Source organism: Nocardioides marinquilinus, assembly GCF_039543705.1.
In the GTDB taxonomy this organism is placed as follows: Bacteria; Actinomycetota; Actinomycetes; order Propionibacteriales; family Nocardioidaceae; genus Nocardioides; species Nocardioides marinquilinus.
The window spans coordinates 317,445-333,346 of sequence record NZ_BAABKG010000004.1 but is presented as its reverse complement, the minus strand read 5'-3'; the positions used below and the strand labels follow the sequence as shown (position 1 = coordinate 333,346).

Annotated in this window: 11 protein-coding genes and 1 tRNA gene; 5 read left to right on the top strand and 7 right to left on the bottom strand. The window is 71.4% G+C overall.

Annotation, left to right across the window (positions count from 1 at the left end; genetic code table 11):
* Positions 1 to 12 precede the first annotated feature (12 nt).
* Genes ABEA04_RS16990 through ABEA04_RS16980 form a run of 3 tightly spaced genes read left to right on the top strand, consistent with a single transcriptional unit; the run spans position 13 to position 2,831 of the window.
* Positions 13 to 984, top strand: a complete 972-nt coding sequence (locus ABEA04_RS16990) for a branched-chain amino acid ABC transporter permease (protein ID WP_345461287.1) — start codon at positions 13 to 15, stop codon at positions 982 to 984.
* Positions 974 to 1,990, top strand: coding sequence for an ABC transporter ATP-binding protein (locus ABEA04_RS16985; protein WP_345461284.1), 1,017 nt, complete (start codon positions 974 to 976; stop codon positions 1,988 to 1,990). Before ABEA04_RS16990 ends, ABEA04_RS16985 begins: the two co-directional genes overlap by 11 nt.
* 1 nt (position 1,991) lies before the next feature.
* Entirely contained in the window at positions 1,992 to 2,831 is an 840-nt protein-coding gene (locus ABEA04_RS16980) for an ABC transporter ATP-binding protein (RefSeq protein WP_345461281.1), read from the top strand.
* 841 nt (positions 2,832 to 3,672) lie between these two features.
* Here the strand turns inward: ABEA04_RS16980 and ABEA04_RS16975 are convergent.
* The 3 genes from ABEA04_RS16975 to ABEA04_RS16965 form a co-directional block, all read right to left on the bottom strand.
* Positions 3,673 to 5,067 carry an ABC transporter substrate-binding protein gene (locus tag ABEA04_RS16975; protein ID WP_345461278.1) on the bottom strand — a complete coding sequence of 465 codons (1,395 nt, stop codon included), beginning with the start codon at positions 5,065 to 5,067 and terminating at the stop codon, positions 3,673 to 3,675.
* 148 nt (positions 5,068 to 5,215) lie between these two features.
* The gene (locus tag ABEA04_RS16970; protein WP_425577051.1) at positions 5,216 to 5,755 is read right to left on the bottom strand and encodes an ANTAR domain-containing response regulator; all 540 of its coding nucleotides are present in this window, start codon (positions 5,753 to 5,755) and stop codon (positions 5,216 to 5,218) included.
* Between the two features lie 119 nt (positions 5,756 to 5,874).
* Positions 5,875 to 6,111, bottom strand: coding sequence for a hypothetical protein (locus tag ABEA04_RS16965; protein WP_345461272.1), 237 nt, complete (start codon positions 6,109 to 6,111; stop codon positions 5,875 to 5,877).
* Between the two features lie 67 nt (positions 6,112 to 6,178).
* On the opposite strand from ABEA04_RS16965, the gene ABEA04_RS16960 reads away from it, so the two are divergent.
* Positions 6,179 to 6,252, top strand: a tRNA-Leu gene (locus ABEA04_RS16960).
* 25 nt (positions 6,253 to 6,277) lie between these two features.
* Positions 6,278 to 6,883, top strand: a complete 606-nt coding sequence (locus tag ABEA04_RS16955; RefSeq protein ID WP_345461269.1) for a hypothetical protein — start codon at positions 6,278 to 6,280, stop codon at positions 6,881 to 6,883.
* 26 nt (positions 6,884 to 6,909) lie between these two features.
* On the opposite strand, the gene pyk is transcribed toward ABEA04_RS16955, so the two are convergent.
* From pyk to lgt, 4 genes are all read right to left on the bottom strand, one after another.
* A complete protein-coding gene (gene pyk / locus ABEA04_RS16950; protein WP_345461266.1) occupies positions 6,910 to 8,382 on the bottom strand; it encodes a pyruvate kinase in 1,473 nt (490 codons plus the stop codon).
* Between the two features lie 84 nt (positions 8,383 to 8,466).
* Positions 8,467 to 9,990 (bottom strand): glutamate synthase subunit beta, encoded by a 1,524-nt coding sequence (locus tag ABEA04_RS16945; protein WP_345461263.1) that lies wholly within the window; start codon positions 9,988 to 9,990, stop codon positions 8,467 to 8,469.
* 65 nt (positions 9,991 to 10,055) lie between these two features.
* On the bottom strand, positions 10,056 to 14,624 hold the full coding sequence (gene gltB, locus ABEA04_RS16940) for a glutamate synthase large subunit (protein ID WP_345461260.1): 4,569 nt from the start codon (positions 14,622 to 14,624) through the stop codon (positions 10,056 to 10,058).
* 215 nt (positions 14,625 to 14,839) lie between these two features.
* A complete protein-coding gene (lgt, locus tag ABEA04_RS16935) occupies positions 14,840 to 15,898 on the bottom strand; it encodes a prolipoprotein diacylglyceryl transferase (protein WP_345461257.1) in 1,059 nt (352 codons plus the stop codon).
* Positions 15,899 to 15,902: the final 4 nt, after the last annotated feature.

Here is a 15,902-nt window from a genome sequence, read left to right as displayed (position 1 = left end):
GCGGAGGAACCCATGGACATCATCACCACACCCCTCCACGACGCGTTCGCGCCGCTGGCCCTCAGCTACGTGCTGGCCGCGATCGGTCTGAACATCCACTACGGCTACACCGGCCTGCTGAACTTCGGCCAGGCCGCGTTCGCCGCCGCCGGCGCCTACGCGATGGCGGTCACCATCGTCTCGTTCGACGTGCCGTTCGTGCCGGCGATCCTGCTCGGCATCGCCGCGGCGGTCGTGCTCAGCCTCATCATGGGCATCCCGACGCTGCGACTACGCGCCGACTACCTCGCGATCGTCACCATCGCGGTCGCCGAGATCCTGCGGCTGATCTTCACCACGTCGTTCAAGAAGTACTTCAAGGCCCGCGACGGCGTCAGCGGCTTCACCGACACCTTCCGCAGCTGGAACCCGTTCCCGGAGGACCAGGGCCGGGTGCTCACCTACAGCCGTGACGACCTGTGGGTCATGATCGTCGGCTGGTTCGTCGTGGCCCTGATCTGCGTGCTCGTCTGGGCCCTGATGCGCAGCCCGTGGGGCCGCGTGCTCAAGAGCATCCGCGAGGACGAGGACGCCGTCCGCTCGCTCGGCAAGAACGTCTACTCCTACAAGATGCAGGCGCTGATCCTCGGTGGCGTCATCGGTGCCATCGGCGGCTTCGTCGGCGCCCTCGGCGTCGCCTCGGTTCAGCCCGACACCTTCAACACCGACTTCACCTTCATCGCCTTCACGATGCTGATCCTCGGTGGCGCCGCGCGGGTGCTCTCGCCGGTCGTCGGCGCCGTGCTGTTCTGGGGCCTGCTGTCGCTGCTCGGCCAGCTGGTCAGCCGGGTGCCCGACTTGGGCGTGCCTGCTGCACTGTTCAACACCGACCGCGTCGGCAACGTGCGCTTCGCCGCCGTCGGCCTGGTGCTCATGCTCCTGATGATCTACCGCCCGCAGGGGCTCTTCGGCGACCGGAAGGAGCTGCAGATCGATGCCCGCTGACGCCAGCGACGACCAGTCCGACAAGCCCGACCTGACCAAGGACGAGGGCGGACGCCACGCCGCGGGCTCGACCGCGACGGCCACGACGTCCGAGCGCAAGGGCCTGACCAAGGCCGAGGCGGCGGCCGCGCTGGCCGACGTCCCGCGCGAGCCCGGCGCGCCCAAGCCCGACCCGATCGTGGTGGCCGACGGCATCGTGCGGCAGTTCGGCGGCCTCAAGGCCGTCGACGTCGCCCACCTCGAGGTGCAGCGCGGTGTCATCACCGCGCTCATCGGCCCCAACGGCGCCGGCAAGACCACGTTCTTCAACGTGCTCACCGGCTTCGACCGCGCCGACTCCGGCGACCGCAGCTTCAACGGCCGCTCGCTCAAGCGCATCTCGGCCTCGCGGGTCGCGCGCCTCGGCATGGTGCGCACCTTCCAGCTCACGAAGGTGCTCTCGAAGCTGACCGTGCTCGAGAACATGCGCCTCGGCGCCACCGGGCAGCTGGGTGAGAAGTTCTGGGCCGGACCGCTCCGCTTCCTGTGGGCCGGTCAGGAGCAGGCCAACACCGACCGCGCCCGCGACCTGCTGCAGCGCTTCAAGCTCGACGCCAAGGAGAACGACTTCGCCGGCTCGCTCTCCGGCGGCCAGCGCAAGCTGCTCGAGATGGCGCGTGCGCTCATGGTCGAGCCCGAGCTGGTCATGCTCGACGAGCCGATGGCGGGCGTGAACCCGGCGCTGAAGCAGTCGCTGCTCGGCCACGTGAAGTCGCTGCGCGAGGACGGCATGAGCGTGCTGTTCGTCGAGCACGACATGGACATGGTGCGCGACATCTCCGACTGGGTCGTGGTGATGGCGCAGGGCCAGGTGATCGCCGAGGGTCCGCCCGACTCGATCATGGCCGACCAGCGCGTCATCGACGCCTACCTCGGCGCGCACCACGACGTCGACATCACCGAGCTCGACGCCGACGAGGTCGCCGCCGCGGCCGAGGCCGAGATCGCCGCCGAGAAGGAGGCCTGAGATGACCGACCTCAGCAAGGAGCCCGACGCCGTCGACCGGGCGATGAGCAGCGCGCAGAGCGACGCCGACGCCCGCGCCGCCGAGGCTCGCACGGTGCACCTCGGGGCCGCCGAGGGCGCCGTCCTGCGCGCCGACAACCTGATCGCCGGCTACCTGCCAGGCGTGAACATCCTCAACGGCGCCGACCTGTACTGCAAGGAGGGCGAGCTCGTCGGCATCATCGGCCCCAACGGCGCCGGCAAGTCGACGCTGCTCAAGGCGCTGTTCGGCCTGGTGAAGATCCACACCGGCAGCGTCACGCTGCGCGGTGACGAGATCACCAACCTGCGCGCCGACGCCCTCGTGGCCCGCGGCATCGGCTTCGTTCCGCAGAACAACAACGTCTTCCCGAGCCTGACCATCGCCGAGAACCTCCAGATGGGCTGCTTCCAGGCGCCGAAGAAGTACAACGAGCGGTTCGAGTTCGTCGCCTCGATCTTCCCGGCCCTCGCGGCCCGGCGCGGCCAGCGCGCCGGCTCGCTGTCGGGCGGCGAGCGGCAGATGGTGGCCATGGGCCGCGCGCTGATGATGGATCCGTCGGTGCTGCTGCTCGACGAGCCGTCCGCCGGCCTCTCCCCCGCCATGCAGGACGAGGTGTTCGTGCAGACCCGCGAGATCAACAAGGCCGGCGTCAGCGTCGTCATGGTCGAGCAGAACGCCGCCCGCTGCCTGCAGATCTGCGACCGCGGCTACGTCCTCGACCAGGGCCGCAACGCCTACACCGCCACCGGCCGCCAGCTCGCCAACGACCCCCGCGTCATCGAGCTCTACCTCGGCACGCTGGCCCAGAAGGGCGCCTGAGCCTCCCGGCCTCACGGCACGTCGACGACGCCCGACCGCCTGCTGGCGGTCCGGCGTCGTTGCGTCGGGAGGGGCTCATCGCCGACCCGGACGGTGGTCGAGGTGCGAGGAGCCCTGGCGACGAGCCTCGAGACCACTGGCCCTCCGTGCCCAGGTCCCGCCACGGACCCTGAGCTTGGTCGTTGGGCCCTGCCGGTCAACGGCCAGGGCACGTGGGACGACCAGCCCCTGTGCTCTTTGGCGCCTCCGCTGCCTTGATGCGCAGCGCCGCCGCCCCCGCGTTCCGGGGCCTCGGGCCGTGTGCACGGGCTGGCCCTGCTCGGCTGCGGTCGGTCTCGCTGGCGCTCGGTCCGGATCCTGCGGGGTGGCGGGTCCGTGTGGTCCGGTCCGGTGCCCTTCGACAAGCTCAGGGTCCGTATGGGGACTTGGGTGCCAAGCCCCACGGTGCCCTTCGACAAGCTCAGGGTCCGTGTGGGGACCTGGGTGCGAGGTGCCGCGGTGCCCTTCGACAAGCTCAGGGTCCGTGTGGGGACCTGGGTGCGAGGTGCCGCGGTGCCCTTCGACAAGCTCAGGGTCCGTGTGGGGACCTGGGTGCGAGGTGCCGCGGTGCCCTTCGACAAGCTCAGGGTCCGTATGGGGACTTGGGTGCCAAGCCCCACGGTGCCCTTCGACAAGCTCAGGGTCCGTGTGGGGACCTGGGTGCGAGGTGCCGCGGTGCCCTTCGACAAGCTCAGGGACCGTGCGGAGACCTGGGTGCGACGTGCCGTGGAGACGGCACAGGGCCCCGCGTGCTCGGCACGCGGGGCCCTGTGTGAAGCGGTGGTGCGGGTTCAGCCCGTGATCAGTCGCCCTGACCCAGACCGGCCTGCGCGAGCGCGGGGACGATCTTCTTGGTCTCGTCGAAGGCGATCAGCACGATGGCGTCGGGGTCCTCGGCGGCGATGGCCTGGACCTCGGCGTTGTAGTTGGCCGCCTCGGGCGAGTAGAGCTGGTAGGAGACGACGTTGCCGCCGGCCTCCTCGTAGAACTTGCGGACGTTCTCGGCCAGCGCCTCACCGTAGGAGTCCTGGCGGGCCAGGATCGCGATGTTCTGCTTGCCGTCACCGATCACCGTCGAGGCCATGACCTGGCCCTGCAGCACGTCGGACGGGGCGGTACGGAAGTACAGGCCCTGGTCGGCGTAGGTGTCGAAGGCGGTGGAGGTGTTGGCGGGCGAGATCTGGACGACGCCGGCCTTGGTGATCTTGTCGATCACCGAGAGCGACACCGACGACGACGCGGCACCGAGGACGATGTCGGCGCCACCGTTGAGCAGCTTGTCGGTCTCGGACGGCGCGATGTTCGGCGTGCCGTCACCGGAGTCGGCCTTGACCTGGCGCGCGTCCTTGCCGAGCACGCCACCGTTCTCGTTGATCTCCTGGATCGCGACGTCGACGCCCGCGAACTCCGGGGGGCCGAGGAAGGCGAGGTCACCGCTGGAGGGCAGCAGGGTGCCGACGACGAACTCGCCGTCGCCCTGGGCGGTGCCCTTGATCTCCTGGTTCGGCTGCACGCTGTCGACGTCGGGGATCTGACCGGTGACGAAGTCGAGCGGCGAGTAGTTGTTGTCGTTGCCGTACTCGAAGATGCCGATGGTCGCGGCCGACGGGCTGCCGGTCGAGTTCAGGTCGATCGGGCCGGAGACGCCGTCGTAGTCGATGTCGGTGCCGTCGGCGAGCAGGTCGGCGCAGGTCTTGAAGTCGGTGCACTTCTCGCCCTCGGCCGTGACGGCCTGCAGGTTCGCACCGATGCTCTTGCCCGAGTCGTCGTCGGCGGCGATCGCGGCCAGGGCCGAGATGATCGTGGCGTCGTAGGACTCGGGGCCGTAGGTGAAGTCCTTCAGCTTGGGGTTCGCCTCGAGCATGCGCTGACGGAAGTCGTCACCCAGCTCGGCGCCCGGGTAGGTCGCCTTGACGCCCTCGAGGGTGCCGGGGTCGAAGTCCTCGCTGTAGTTGGCCGTGTTGCCGTCGACGAAGTACAGCTGCATCCCGGAGGACGCCTCGGCCGGCTCGGAGCTGTCGCCACCCTCGGTCGGCTCCGAGGTGGTGTCAGAGGTGTCGGAGCTGGCGCTCTCGGTCGACTGGTCGGCGCCGTCGCTGGTGTTGTCGTCGCCGTCGTCGCCACCGCAGGCGGCGAGGACGAGGGCACTGACGACGGCCACGACGCCGAGTCGTGCCGACTTGTTCAGGGGAATCATGGGGCCTCCGCGTCGTTCGTTGGGCGTCGGCTGCTACCGACGCGCAGGGTCAACCTAGTGCGTCCACTGATTCAAGGGGATGAACGGCACCGCCGTTGCGATTTCGTGACCTTTTCTTGTGGTCACGCCCGGGTTTCGGCCCTGGACCTCACTCCTCCGGGCGAGCGACGCCGTGCGTCACCACGCCCTCGGCGACCTCGCGCATCGAGCGACGCAGGTCCATCGCGGTCTTCTGGATCCACCGGAACGCCTCGGGCTCGGTGAGGCCCATGCGCTCCTGCAGCACTCCCTTGGCCCGGTCGAGCGCCTTGCGGGTCTCGAGTCGCTCGGTGAGGTCGGCGACCTCGGTCTCGAGCGCGGCGACCTCGGCGTAGCGGCTGACCGCCATCTCGATGGCCGGCACCAGGTCGGACTGCGTGAACGGCTTGACGAGGTAGGCCATGGCGCCGGCGTCGCGGGCCCGCTCGACCAGCTCGCGCTGGGAGAAGGCGGTCAGCATGACCACGGGGGCGATGCGGCGCGAGGCGATCGACTCGGCGGCGGCGATGCCGTCGAGCACGGGCATCTTCACGTCGAGGATGACGAGGTCGGGCCGCAGCTGCTCGGCGAGCTCGACGGCCCGGGCGCCGTCACCGGCCTGGCCGACGACGTCGTAGCCCTCCTCGCCGAGCATCTCGACGAGGTCCATGCGGATGAGCGTCTCGTCCTCGGCGACCACGACCGTGCGGCGCGCGGTGGACGGCGCGGAGGGGGTGCCGGTGGCGGCGGGATCGCTCACCCTCGCAGGCTAGCGGGACGCCGCACGACTCACGCGAGGTGCTCGGCGGCGGTGGACGCCGCGACGTCGGCCTCGGCCGTGGCCCGCTGGCCCGCTCCGGCTCCGATGCCGGGGCGGTCGGCGAGGTCGGCGAGGTAGAGGGCGACCTCGGCGTGCTCGACGCGACGCCGGCTCGCCTCGGTGGCCGCCGCGCGCGCGTTGGCGACGGCGCCCTCGTGGCTGGCGGCCGCGAGCCGGCCCAGCCACGCCGTGATCCCGATCAGCACGAGCCAAACACTACTCGTCTACTCGACTTTGGCAAGTCGGCAGGTGCTCTAAGGTCGGGTTGCCGTGGCCCCGGTAGCCCAATTGGCAGAGGCAGTGGATTCAAAACCCACCCAGTGTCGGTTCGAGTCCGACCCGGGGCACGCGTGCGAGGCCTAGCATCGACGGGTGCGCCTCTCGCTCGCCGCCGTCGCGCTGCTGCTGGTCGCGTCGGCCTGCTCGGGTGACGACTCCCCCGACCGCCCCGACGACACCGCTCCCCCGGACGTCGCCACGTCGTCCGCGCTCACGGGCACCCGCGAGCGCGCCCGGTGCATCGTCAGCGACCCCGAGGGCGAGCTCATCGTCGTGCCCGGCACCCTCGACCCCGATCAGCCGCTGCGGCTCGGCGACGCCGAGCTGATCGACGCGGTCAACCTCGAGGTCGTCGAGTCCTCGGTGGTGGCGTTCTCGGGCCGCGCCGGGCTGCAGGGCATCGTGCAGGACTACCCGCCGCTGCCGAACGCGGGCCTCGCCGACTCCCTGGCCGACTGGAGCGAGCGACGTCCGCTGGCGGGACACCAGGTCGCCGCCGACGCGCCGCAGCAGGCCGTGCTCGTGGCGCTGCGGCTGGTCGACGCCACTCGACCGGGCCACCTCGACGGCGTCCGGCTGACCTACGCCGACGACGCCGCGCCGACCGAGATGGTGCAGCCGGTGCTGGTCGAGCCGCACGACGCGCTGTGCACGATCGCGGAGGTCGACGGCACCCTGGCGTGGGTGCCGGCGTCCTGACCGCGAGCCGGTGAGCCCGGTCGCGCTCAGCCCTGCGTTCGGTAGGCCGGCGCGACCTCGTTGATGGCGTCGCCCATGCGGTGGATGCGCAGCGCGTTGGTGGAGCCCGGGATGCCCGGCGGGCTGCCGGCGACGATGACCACGAGGTCGCCCTCGCTGACGCGGCCGATGTCGAGCAGCTGCTCGTCGACCTGGCGCACCATCTCGTCGGTGTGCTCGACGCCGACGGTGCGGAAGGTCTCGACGCCCCAGGTGAGCGCGAGCTGGGAGCGCACGCGGTCCTCGGGGGTGAAGGCGAGCACCGGGATGGCGCTGCGCAGCCGCGAGAGGCGCTTGGCGGAGTCGCCGCTCTGCGTGAACGCCACGACGTACTTGGCGTCGATGCGCGCCGCGACCTCCTCGGCGGCCTTGGCGATGACGCCGCCGCGGGTGTGCGGGTCCCACTGGATGGAGGTGAACTGACCCAGCTCGGACTGCTCGAGGGCGTGGGTCTCGGTGGACTCCACGATGCGCGCCATCGTCTCGACGACGCCGATCGGGTGCTCGCCGACCGAGGTCTCGCCCGAGAGCATCACGGCGTCGGCACCGTCGAGGACGGCGTTCGCGACGTCGCTGGCCTCGGCGCGGGTGGGCGCGGGGCTGGTGATCATCGACTCGAGCATCTGGGTGGCCACGATGACCGGCTTGGCGTTGCGACGCGCCTTCTCGACGATCATCTTCTGCAGGAACGGGACGTCCTCGAGCGGGCACTCCACGCCGAGGTCGCCGCGGGCGACCATGAACCCGTCGAAGGCCTCGATGATCTCGTCGAGGTTGTCGATGGCCTGCGGCTTCTCGATCTTCGCGATCACGGGGAGCATGTGGCCCTCCTCGCGCATGATCGTGCGGACGTCCTCGACGTCCTTGGCGTCGCGCACGAAGCTGAGGGCGACGAAGTCGACGCACAGGCCGAGGGCGAAGCGGAGGTCCTCGGCGTCCTTCTCGGACAGCGCCGGCACCGAGACGGCCACGCCGGGCAGGTTGATGCCCTTGTGGTTGCTGACCGGGCCCGCGGTGATGACCTCGGTGACGATGTCGGTGCCGCCGGCGCCCTCGCTGCTGACCACGCGCAGCCGCACCTTGCCGTCGTCGATGAGGATCGGGTCGCCCTCGGTGACGTCACCCGGCAGCCCCTGGTAGGTGGTGCTGCCGATCTCGGCGTTGCCCGCGACGTCGCGGGTGGTGATGGTCCAGCGCTGGCCCTTGGTGAGCACGACCGGGCCGTCGGCGAAGGTGCCGAGGCGGATCTTCGGCCCCTGCAGGTCGGCGAAGATGCCGACCCCGATGCCGGTGGCGTCGGCGGCCGCCCGCACCCGCCGGTAGGTCTCGGCGTGGTCGGCGTGGCTGCCGTGGCTCATGTTGAGCCGGGCCACGTTCATCCCCGCCTCGACCAGCTCGCGGATCTTCTCCTCCGAGCTGACGGCCGGACCCATGGTGCACACGATCTTTGCTCTCCGCACCCTCGGAGCCTAGCGCGCATTGGATCGATCAAAGACGCGAGCCCGGCGACGAGCCGGCCCGGGGCCCGGAGGCCCCGGGCTCTCTCAGACCACCAGCGGACGCGCGGTGGGCGGGATCGGCGCCGGGAGCGCCGTCGAGCCGGTGAGGTACTCGTCGACGGCGGCCGCGGCGGCACGTCCCTCGGCGATGGCCCACACGATGAGCGACTGGCCGCGACCGCAGTCGCCGGCGGAGAAGACGCCGGGCACCGAGGTCTGGTAGCCGAGGTCGCGGGCCACGTTGCCGCGCTCGTCGAGGTCGACGCCGAGCTGGCCCAGCAGGCCCTGCTGCACCGCGGCGTCGTCGCCCTCGGCGGCCGGCGCGCGCTCGGGCCCGAGGAAGCCCATCGCGAGCAGCACCAGCTGCGCCGGGATCTCGCGCTCGCTGCCCTCGACCGGCGTCGGGCGACCGTTCTCGAAGACCACCTCGACCAGCTTCAGCGCGCGGACCGCGCCGTCGTCGTCGCCGAGGAACTCCTGCGTCGAGACGGCGTAGACCCGGTCGCCGGCCTCCTCGTGCGCCGAGGAGACCCGGAAGGTCATCGGATAGGTCGGCCACGGCTGGCCGGACGGGCGGGTGCCCGGCGGCTCGGGCATGATCTCCAGCTGCGTGATCGAGGCCGCGCCCTGCCGGGTGGAGGTGCCGAGGCAGTCGGCGCCGGTGTCGCCGCCGCCGATGATGACGACGTGCTTGCCCTCGGCGCTGATCTGCTCCGAGCCGTCGGCCGTGGGGGCCTCGCCGAGCGCGGCGCGGTTGGCCTGCGGCAGGAACTCCATCGCCTGGTGGATGCCGCGCAGCTCGCGGCCGGGCACCGAGAGGTCGCGCGCGTCGGTGGCCCCGACGGCGAGGACGACGGCGTCGTAGCGCTCGCGCAGGCTCGCACCGGTCAGGTCGGAGCCGGGCGCGCCGACGTCCACGCCGGCGCGGAAGACGGTGCCCTCGCGCTTCATCTGGGCCAGCCGCTTGTCGAGGTGCTGCTTCTCCATCTTGAACTCGGGGATGCCGTAGCGCAGCAGGCCGCCGATCTTGTCGGCCCGCTCGTAGACCGCGACCGTGTGGCCGGCGCGGGTCAGCTGCTGGGCGCAGGCCAGGCCGGCCGGACCGGAGCCGATGACGGCGACGGTGCGGCCCGAGAGCCACTCGGGCGCCTGGGGGCGCACCAGCCCGAGGTCCCACGCCTTGTCGATGATCGTGACCTCGACGTTCTTGATGGTCACGGGGTCCTGGTTGATGCCGAGCACGCACGCCGTCTCGCACGGCGCCGGGCAGAGGCGGCCGGTGAACTCCGGGAAGTTGTTCGTGGCGTGCAGCCGCTCGATCGCCTCCTCCCAGTCGTCGCGCCAGACCAGGTCGTTCCACTCCGGCACCAGGTTGCCGAGCGGGCACCCCTGGTGGCAGAACGGGATGCCGCAGTCCATGCAGCGTCCGGCCTGCTCGGTGATGATCGGCAGCAGCGCCCGCCCGGCCGAGCCCGGGTAGACCTCGTTCCAGTCCTGCACCCGCTCCTCGACCGGACGCCGCTCGGCGACGGCTCGCGTGGTCTTCAGGAAGCCTCGTGGGTCAGCCATGGCTCCGTCGCCCCTTCCTGGGAGAGCTGAAAGTCTCGTGGCCACGATCTGGGCAGGTCGACCGCTCACCCATGAAGTGCCTCCATCATCGCGTGGGCGGTCTGATTCTCGTCGAGCCCGTCGGCCTCGGCCCTCGCCTTGGCCTCGAGCACGATGCGGTAGTCGCGCGGCATCACCTCGGTGAACCGCGTGAGGGCGGCCGGCCAGTCGGCCAGCAGCCCGGCGGCCACCTCGGAGCCGGTCTCCTCGTGGTGCTCGCGCACCAGCTGCTCCAGCTCGGCGGCCGCGTCGTCGTCGACGGGGCCGAGCTCGACCAGCTCGCGGTTGACCCGGTGCTCCTTGAGGTCGAGCACCCAGGCCACGCCGCCCGACATCCCGGCCGCGAAGTTGCGCCCGGTCTTGCCGAGGACGACGACCCGCCCGCCGGTCATGTACTCGCAGCCGTGGTCGCCCACGCCCTCGGTGACCAGCCAGGCGCCGGAGTTGCGCACCGCGAACCGCTCGCCGACGCCGCCGCGCAGGAAGACCCGGCCCGAGGTGGCGCCGTAGGCGATGGTGTTGCCGGCGATGATGTGCTCGTCGCTGGCGAACGTCGCCGCCCGGTCGGGGCGCACCACGACGCGGCCGCCCGAGAGGCCCTTGGCGACGTAGTCGTTGGCGTCGCCCTCGAGCCGCAGCGTGACGCCGCGGGGCAGGAACGCGCCGAACGACTGGCCGGCCGAGCCGGTGAGCGTGAGGTCGATCGTGCCCTCGGGCAGGCCCTCGGCGCCGTAGCGCTTGGTGACCTCGTGCCCGAGGATCGTGCCGACCGTGCGGTTGACGTTGCGCACCGCCAGCTGGGCCCGCACCGGCTCGCCCCGCTCGAGGGCCGGCTCGGCCAGCGGCACCAGCTCGGTGACGTCGAGCGAGCGCTCGAGGCCGTGGTCCTGGCCGCGGGTCGCGCGGCGGGCCTGCTCGGGGAAGTGCGTCGAGTCGACCTCGTGCAGCACCGGGCTCAGGTCGAGGCCCGACGCCTTCCAGTGCTGGACGGCGTCCGCGACGTCGAGCGTGCTCACCTGGCCGATCGCCTCGTCGAGGGTGCGGAAGCCGAGCTCGGCGAGGATCTCGCGCACCTCCTCGGCGATGTACTCGAAGAAGGTGACCACGAACTCGGCCTTGCCCGTGTAGCGCTCGCGCAGCACCGGGTTCTGCGTGGCCACGCCCACCGGGCAGGTGTCGAGGTGGCAGACCCGCATCAGGATGCAGCCGCTCACGACCAGCGGCGCGGTGGCGAAGCCGTACTCCTCGGCGCCGAGCAGGGCCGCGATGACGACGTCTCGGCCGGTCTTGAGCTGTCCGTCGGTCTGGACGACGATGCGGTCGCGCAGGCCGTTGACCAGCAGCGTCTGCTGGGTCTCGGCCAGGCCGAGCTCCCACGGGCCGCCGGCGTGCTTCAGCGAGGTGAGCGGCGAGGCGCCGGTGCCGCCGTCGTGCCCGGAGATCAGGACGACGTCGGCGTGCGCCTTGGAGACGCCCGCCGCCACCGTGCCGACGCCGACCTCGCTGACCAGCTTCACGTGCACCCGCGCCCGCGGGTTGGCGTTCTTCAGGTCGTGGATGAGCTGGGCGAGGTCCTCGATGGAGTAGATGTCGTGGTGCGGCGGCGGGCTGATCAGCCCCACGCCCGGCGTGGAGTGCCGGGTCTTGGCCACCCACGGGTAGACCTTGTTGCCGGGCAGCTGGCCGCCCTCGCCGGGCTTGGCGCCCTGCGCCATCTTGATCTGGATGTCGTCGGCGTGGGTGAGGTACTCCGAGGTCACGCCGAAGCGGCCCGAGGCCACCTGCTTGACCGCGCTGCGGCGCACGGGGTCGTGCAGCCGGTCGGAGTCCTCGCCGCCCTCGCCGGTGTTGGACTTGCCGCCCAACCGGTTCATGGCGACCGCGAGGGTCTCGTGGGCCTCCTGGCTGATCGAGCCGTACGACATCGCGCCGGTGGAGAACCGCTTGACGATCGCCGAGACCGGCTCGACCTCCTCGATCGGCACCGGCTCGCGGCCGGTGACGTGGGCGCCCTTGAAGCGGAACAGCCCCCGCAGCGTCATCAGCTCGGCCGACTGCTCGTCGACGGCCTGCGTGTACTGCTTGAAGACGTCGTAGCGCTGCGTGCGGGTGGAGTGCTGCAGCCGGAAGACGGTCTCGGGGTTGAACAGGTGCGGCTCGCCGTCGCGGCGCCACTGGTACTCGCCGCCGACCTCGAGCTCGCGGTGCGCCGGCAGCACGCCGCCGCGCGGGTAGGCCGTGGCGTGGCGGCGCGAGACCTCCTCGGCGATGACGTCGAGGCCGATGCCGCCGAGCTTGGACGTCGTGGCGGTGAAGTAGCGGTCGATGACGTCCTGGGAGAGGCCGACGCACTCGAAGATCTGCGCGCCGGTGTAGGAGGCGACGGTGGAGACGCCCATCTTCGACATCACCTTGAGCACGCCCTTGCCGAGCGCCTTGACGAGGTTGGCGACGGCCTGCTCGGGCTCGTTGGAGACGAAGTAGCCCTGGCGGGCGAGGTCCTCGACCGACTCCATGGCCAGATAGGGGTTGACCGCGGCGGCGCCGTAGCCGACGAGCAGCGCGACGTGGTGCACCTCGCGGACGTCGCCGGCCTCGACCAGCAGCCCGACCTGCGTGCGCGTCTTCTCGCGCACCAGGTGGTGGTGCACGGCGCCGGTGAGCAGCAGCGACGGGATCGGCGCCTGGTCGGCGTCGGAGTGGCGGTCGGAGAGCACGATGATGCGCGCCCCGGCCGCGATGGCCTCGCTGACCTCGGCGCAGATCGCCTCGATGCGCTCGGCCATCGCCGCGCCGCCGCCGGCGACGTCGTACAGGCCGCGGGCGACGTGGGTGATGAAGCCCGGCATGTCGCCGTCGCGGTTGATGTGACGGATCTTGGCGAGGTCGTCGTTGGAGATGACCGGGAACGGCAGCACCACCTGGCGGCACGACGCCGCGTGCGGCTCAAGCAGGTTCGACTCGGGGCCGATGGTGCCCGACAGCGAGGTGACGAGCTCTTCGCGGATGGCGTCGAGCGGCGGGTTGGTGACCTGCGCGAACAGCTGGCTGAAGTAGTCGAACAGCAGCCGGGGCCGCTTCGAGAGCGCCGCGATCGGGGTGTCGGTGCCCATGGAGCCGAGCGCCTCGCCCCCGGTGTTCGCCATCGGCGTCAGCAGCACCCGCAGCTCTTCTTGGCTGTAGCCGAAGATCTGCTGGCGCCGGGTCACCGAGGCGTGGGTGTGGACGACGTGCTCACGCGCCGGCACGTCGGCCAGGTGGATCAGACCGGCGTGCAGCCACTCGCCGTAGGGGTGCTCGGCGGCCAGCTCGGCCTTGATCTCGTCGTCCTCGACGACGCGGTGCTCGTCGGTGTCGACCAGGAACATCCGGCCCGGCTGCAGCCGGCCCTTGCGCACGATGCTCGCCGGGTCGAGGTCGAGGACGCCGACCTCGGAGGCCAGCACGACCAGGCCGTCGTCGGTGATCCAGTAGCGGGAGGGCCGCAGACCGTTGCGGTCGAGCACGGCGCCGATCTGCGAGCCGTCGGTGAAGACCACGCAGGCGGGCCCGTCCCAGGGCTCCATCATCGCGGAGTGGAAGCGGTAGAAGTCGCGGCGGGCGGCGTCCATCTCGCCGTGGTTCTCCCACGCCTCGGGGATCATCATCAGCACCGCGTGGGGCAGGCTGCGGCCGCCGAGGTGCAGCAGCTCGAGCACCTCGTCGAAGGACGCCGAGTCGGACGCGCCCGGGGTGCAGATCGGGAACAGCCGGTCGAGGTCGCCGGGGATGAGGTCGGAGTCGAGCAGCGCCTCACGGGCGCGCATCCAGTTGCGGTTGCCCATGACGGTATTGATCTCGCCGTTGTGGGCGATGAACCGGTAGGGGTGGGCCAGCGGCCAGCTCGGGAAGGTGTTGGTCGAGAACCGCGAGTGCACGACCGCGAGCGCCGAGGCGACGCGCTCGTCGCGCAGGTCGGGGTAGAAGGCGTCGAGCTGGTCGGTGGTGAGCATCCCCTTGTAGGCCAGGGTGCGCGACGACAGCGACGGGAAGTAGACCTCGGTCTCGTGCTCGGCGCGCTTGCGCAGGCAGAACGCGAGCCGCTCGAGGCCCAGGCCGGTCAGCCGCTGGCCCGACGAGGCCACGAACACCTGGCTGAAGGTCGGCATCACCGAGAGCGCCATGCTGCCCAGGGACGACGGGTCGGTCGGCACGTCGCGCCAGCCGAGGACGGTCAGGCCCTCCTCGGCCGCGAGCTCCTCGATGCGGGCCCGGGTCTTGGCGACGTCGTCGGGGTCACCGGGCAGGAACGCGGTGCCCACGGCGTACGCGGCCGGCGAGGGCAGCTCGAAGCCGGCCTCGGCGGTGACCTCGCGCAGGAACGCGTCGGGCACCTGCAGCAGGATGCCGGCGCCGTCGCCGGAGTTGACCTCGGCGCCGGCGGCGCCGCGGTGGTCGAGGTTGCGCAGGGCGGTGAGCGCCTTCACCACGATGTCGTGGGAGGGCTCTCCGGTGAGCGTCGCCACGAACGCGACGCCGCAGGCGTCGTGCTCGTGGGCCGGGTCGTAGAGCCCCTGCTTGGGCCAGTGCGTCGGGAACGCGTGCTGGTAGGGCACCTGAGTGTCCTCCCGTCGGCGGCACCGCTGGAGGACAGCGATGGCGAGGTGGTCGCAGGGACGACGTCGGCCCACGCGGCGGAGGCCTCAGATTAACAGCAGGTTTCCCGCTCCCGTGCGCGTTCCCCGCCTCGTGGACGCCGACCCGTCCCCTATAAGAGACGGGTCACCCGCGCGGACGACTCGACGCCGACCCGTCGGACATGTCTGACGGGTCAGCGCGCCTGGGGGTCGCTTGGGGGCTTGGTACGGGTCTTGGCGAGGGTGGGTGAGGACTCCTCGGACGTGGTGGCGTCCGGGTCGTCGTCCGGGTCGTCGTCCGGGTCGTCGTCCTCGGCCTCGGCGCCCGATGTCGCCTCGGTGCCGGTGGCGGCGGCGTCGTCCTCGTCGACCGGCTCGCGACCGGGGAGGTAGACCGACTCGGGCTGGCCGGGGTGGCGGCGTCCGACGATGACGAAGTAGGCCAGCGCGAGGGCGAACAGCACGATCGAGGTCCACACGTTGAAGCGCAGGCCGGCGACGTCGTCCAGCTGCACGGTGTCGATGCGGATGTACTCGGTCAGGGCGCGCCCGACGGTGTAGCCCATGACGTAGAGCGCGAAGACGCGGCCGAAGCCGAGCTTGAACCGGCGCTCGGCCCAGAGCAGCACGCCGAAGACCCCGAGGTTCCACACGAACTCGTAGAGGAACGTCGGGTGGAAGGTGGTGCCCTGCGGGAAGCTGAGCCCGTCGGGGTAGTGCTCGGGGTCGATCTCGAGGCCCCACGGCAGGTCGGTGGGCTTGCCGTAGAGCTCCTGGTTGAACCAGTTGCCCCATCGGCCGATCGCCTGGGCGACGATCACGCCGGGCGCGAGGGCGTCCATGACGGCGCTGATGCGCACGCCGCGGCGGCGCGACCAGAGGTAGACGCCGACCGCGCCGAGCGCGACCGCGCCCCACACGCCGAGGCCGCCGCGCCACACGTACAGCGCGGTGATCGGGTTCCTGCCCTCGCCGAAGTAGCGCTCGGAGTCGGTGGCCACGTGGTAGAGCCGGGCACCGACGAGGCCGAATGGCACGGCCCAGATCGCCAGGTCCTGGACGTCGCCGGGCCGGCCGCCGCGGGCGGTCCACCGCTTCTCACCGATCCAGATCGCGGCGATGATGCCGAGGATGATGCAGAGCGCGTAGCCGCGGATCGGCAGCGGTCCGAGCTGCCAGACGCCGTCGCTGGGGCTGGGGATCGAGAGCGGGACGGCCGTCAGGCGGTCCAGCAGCGCGGGCACGGGCAGCACGGGG

Excerpts from the sequence above, each read along its gene's own strand:
- ABEA04_RS16990 (WP_345461287.1), top strand. The coding sequence starts at position 13 with ATGGACATCATCACCACACCCCTCCACGACGCGTTCGCGCCGCTGGCC.
- ABEA04_RS16985 (WP_345461284.1), top strand. The coding sequence starts at position 974 with ATGCCCGCTGACGCCAGCGACGACCAGTCCGACAAGCCCGACCTGACC.
- ABEA04_RS16980 (WP_345461281.1), top strand. The coding sequence starts at position 1,992 with ATGACCGACCTCAGCAAGGAGCCCGACGCCGTCGACCGGGCGATGAGC.
- ABEA04_RS16975 (WP_345461278.1), bottom strand. The coding sequence starts at position 5,067 with ATGATTCCCCTGAACAAGTCGGCACGACTCGGCGTCGTGGCCGTCGTC.
- ABEA04_RS16970 (WP_425577051.1), bottom strand. The coding sequence starts at position 5,755 with ATGGACCTCGTCGAGATGCTCGGCGAGGAGGGCTACGACGTCGTCGGC.
- ABEA04_RS16945 (WP_345461263.1), bottom strand. The coding sequence starts at position 9,990 with ATGGCTGACCCACGAGGCTTCCTGAAGACCACGCGAGCCGTCGCCGAG.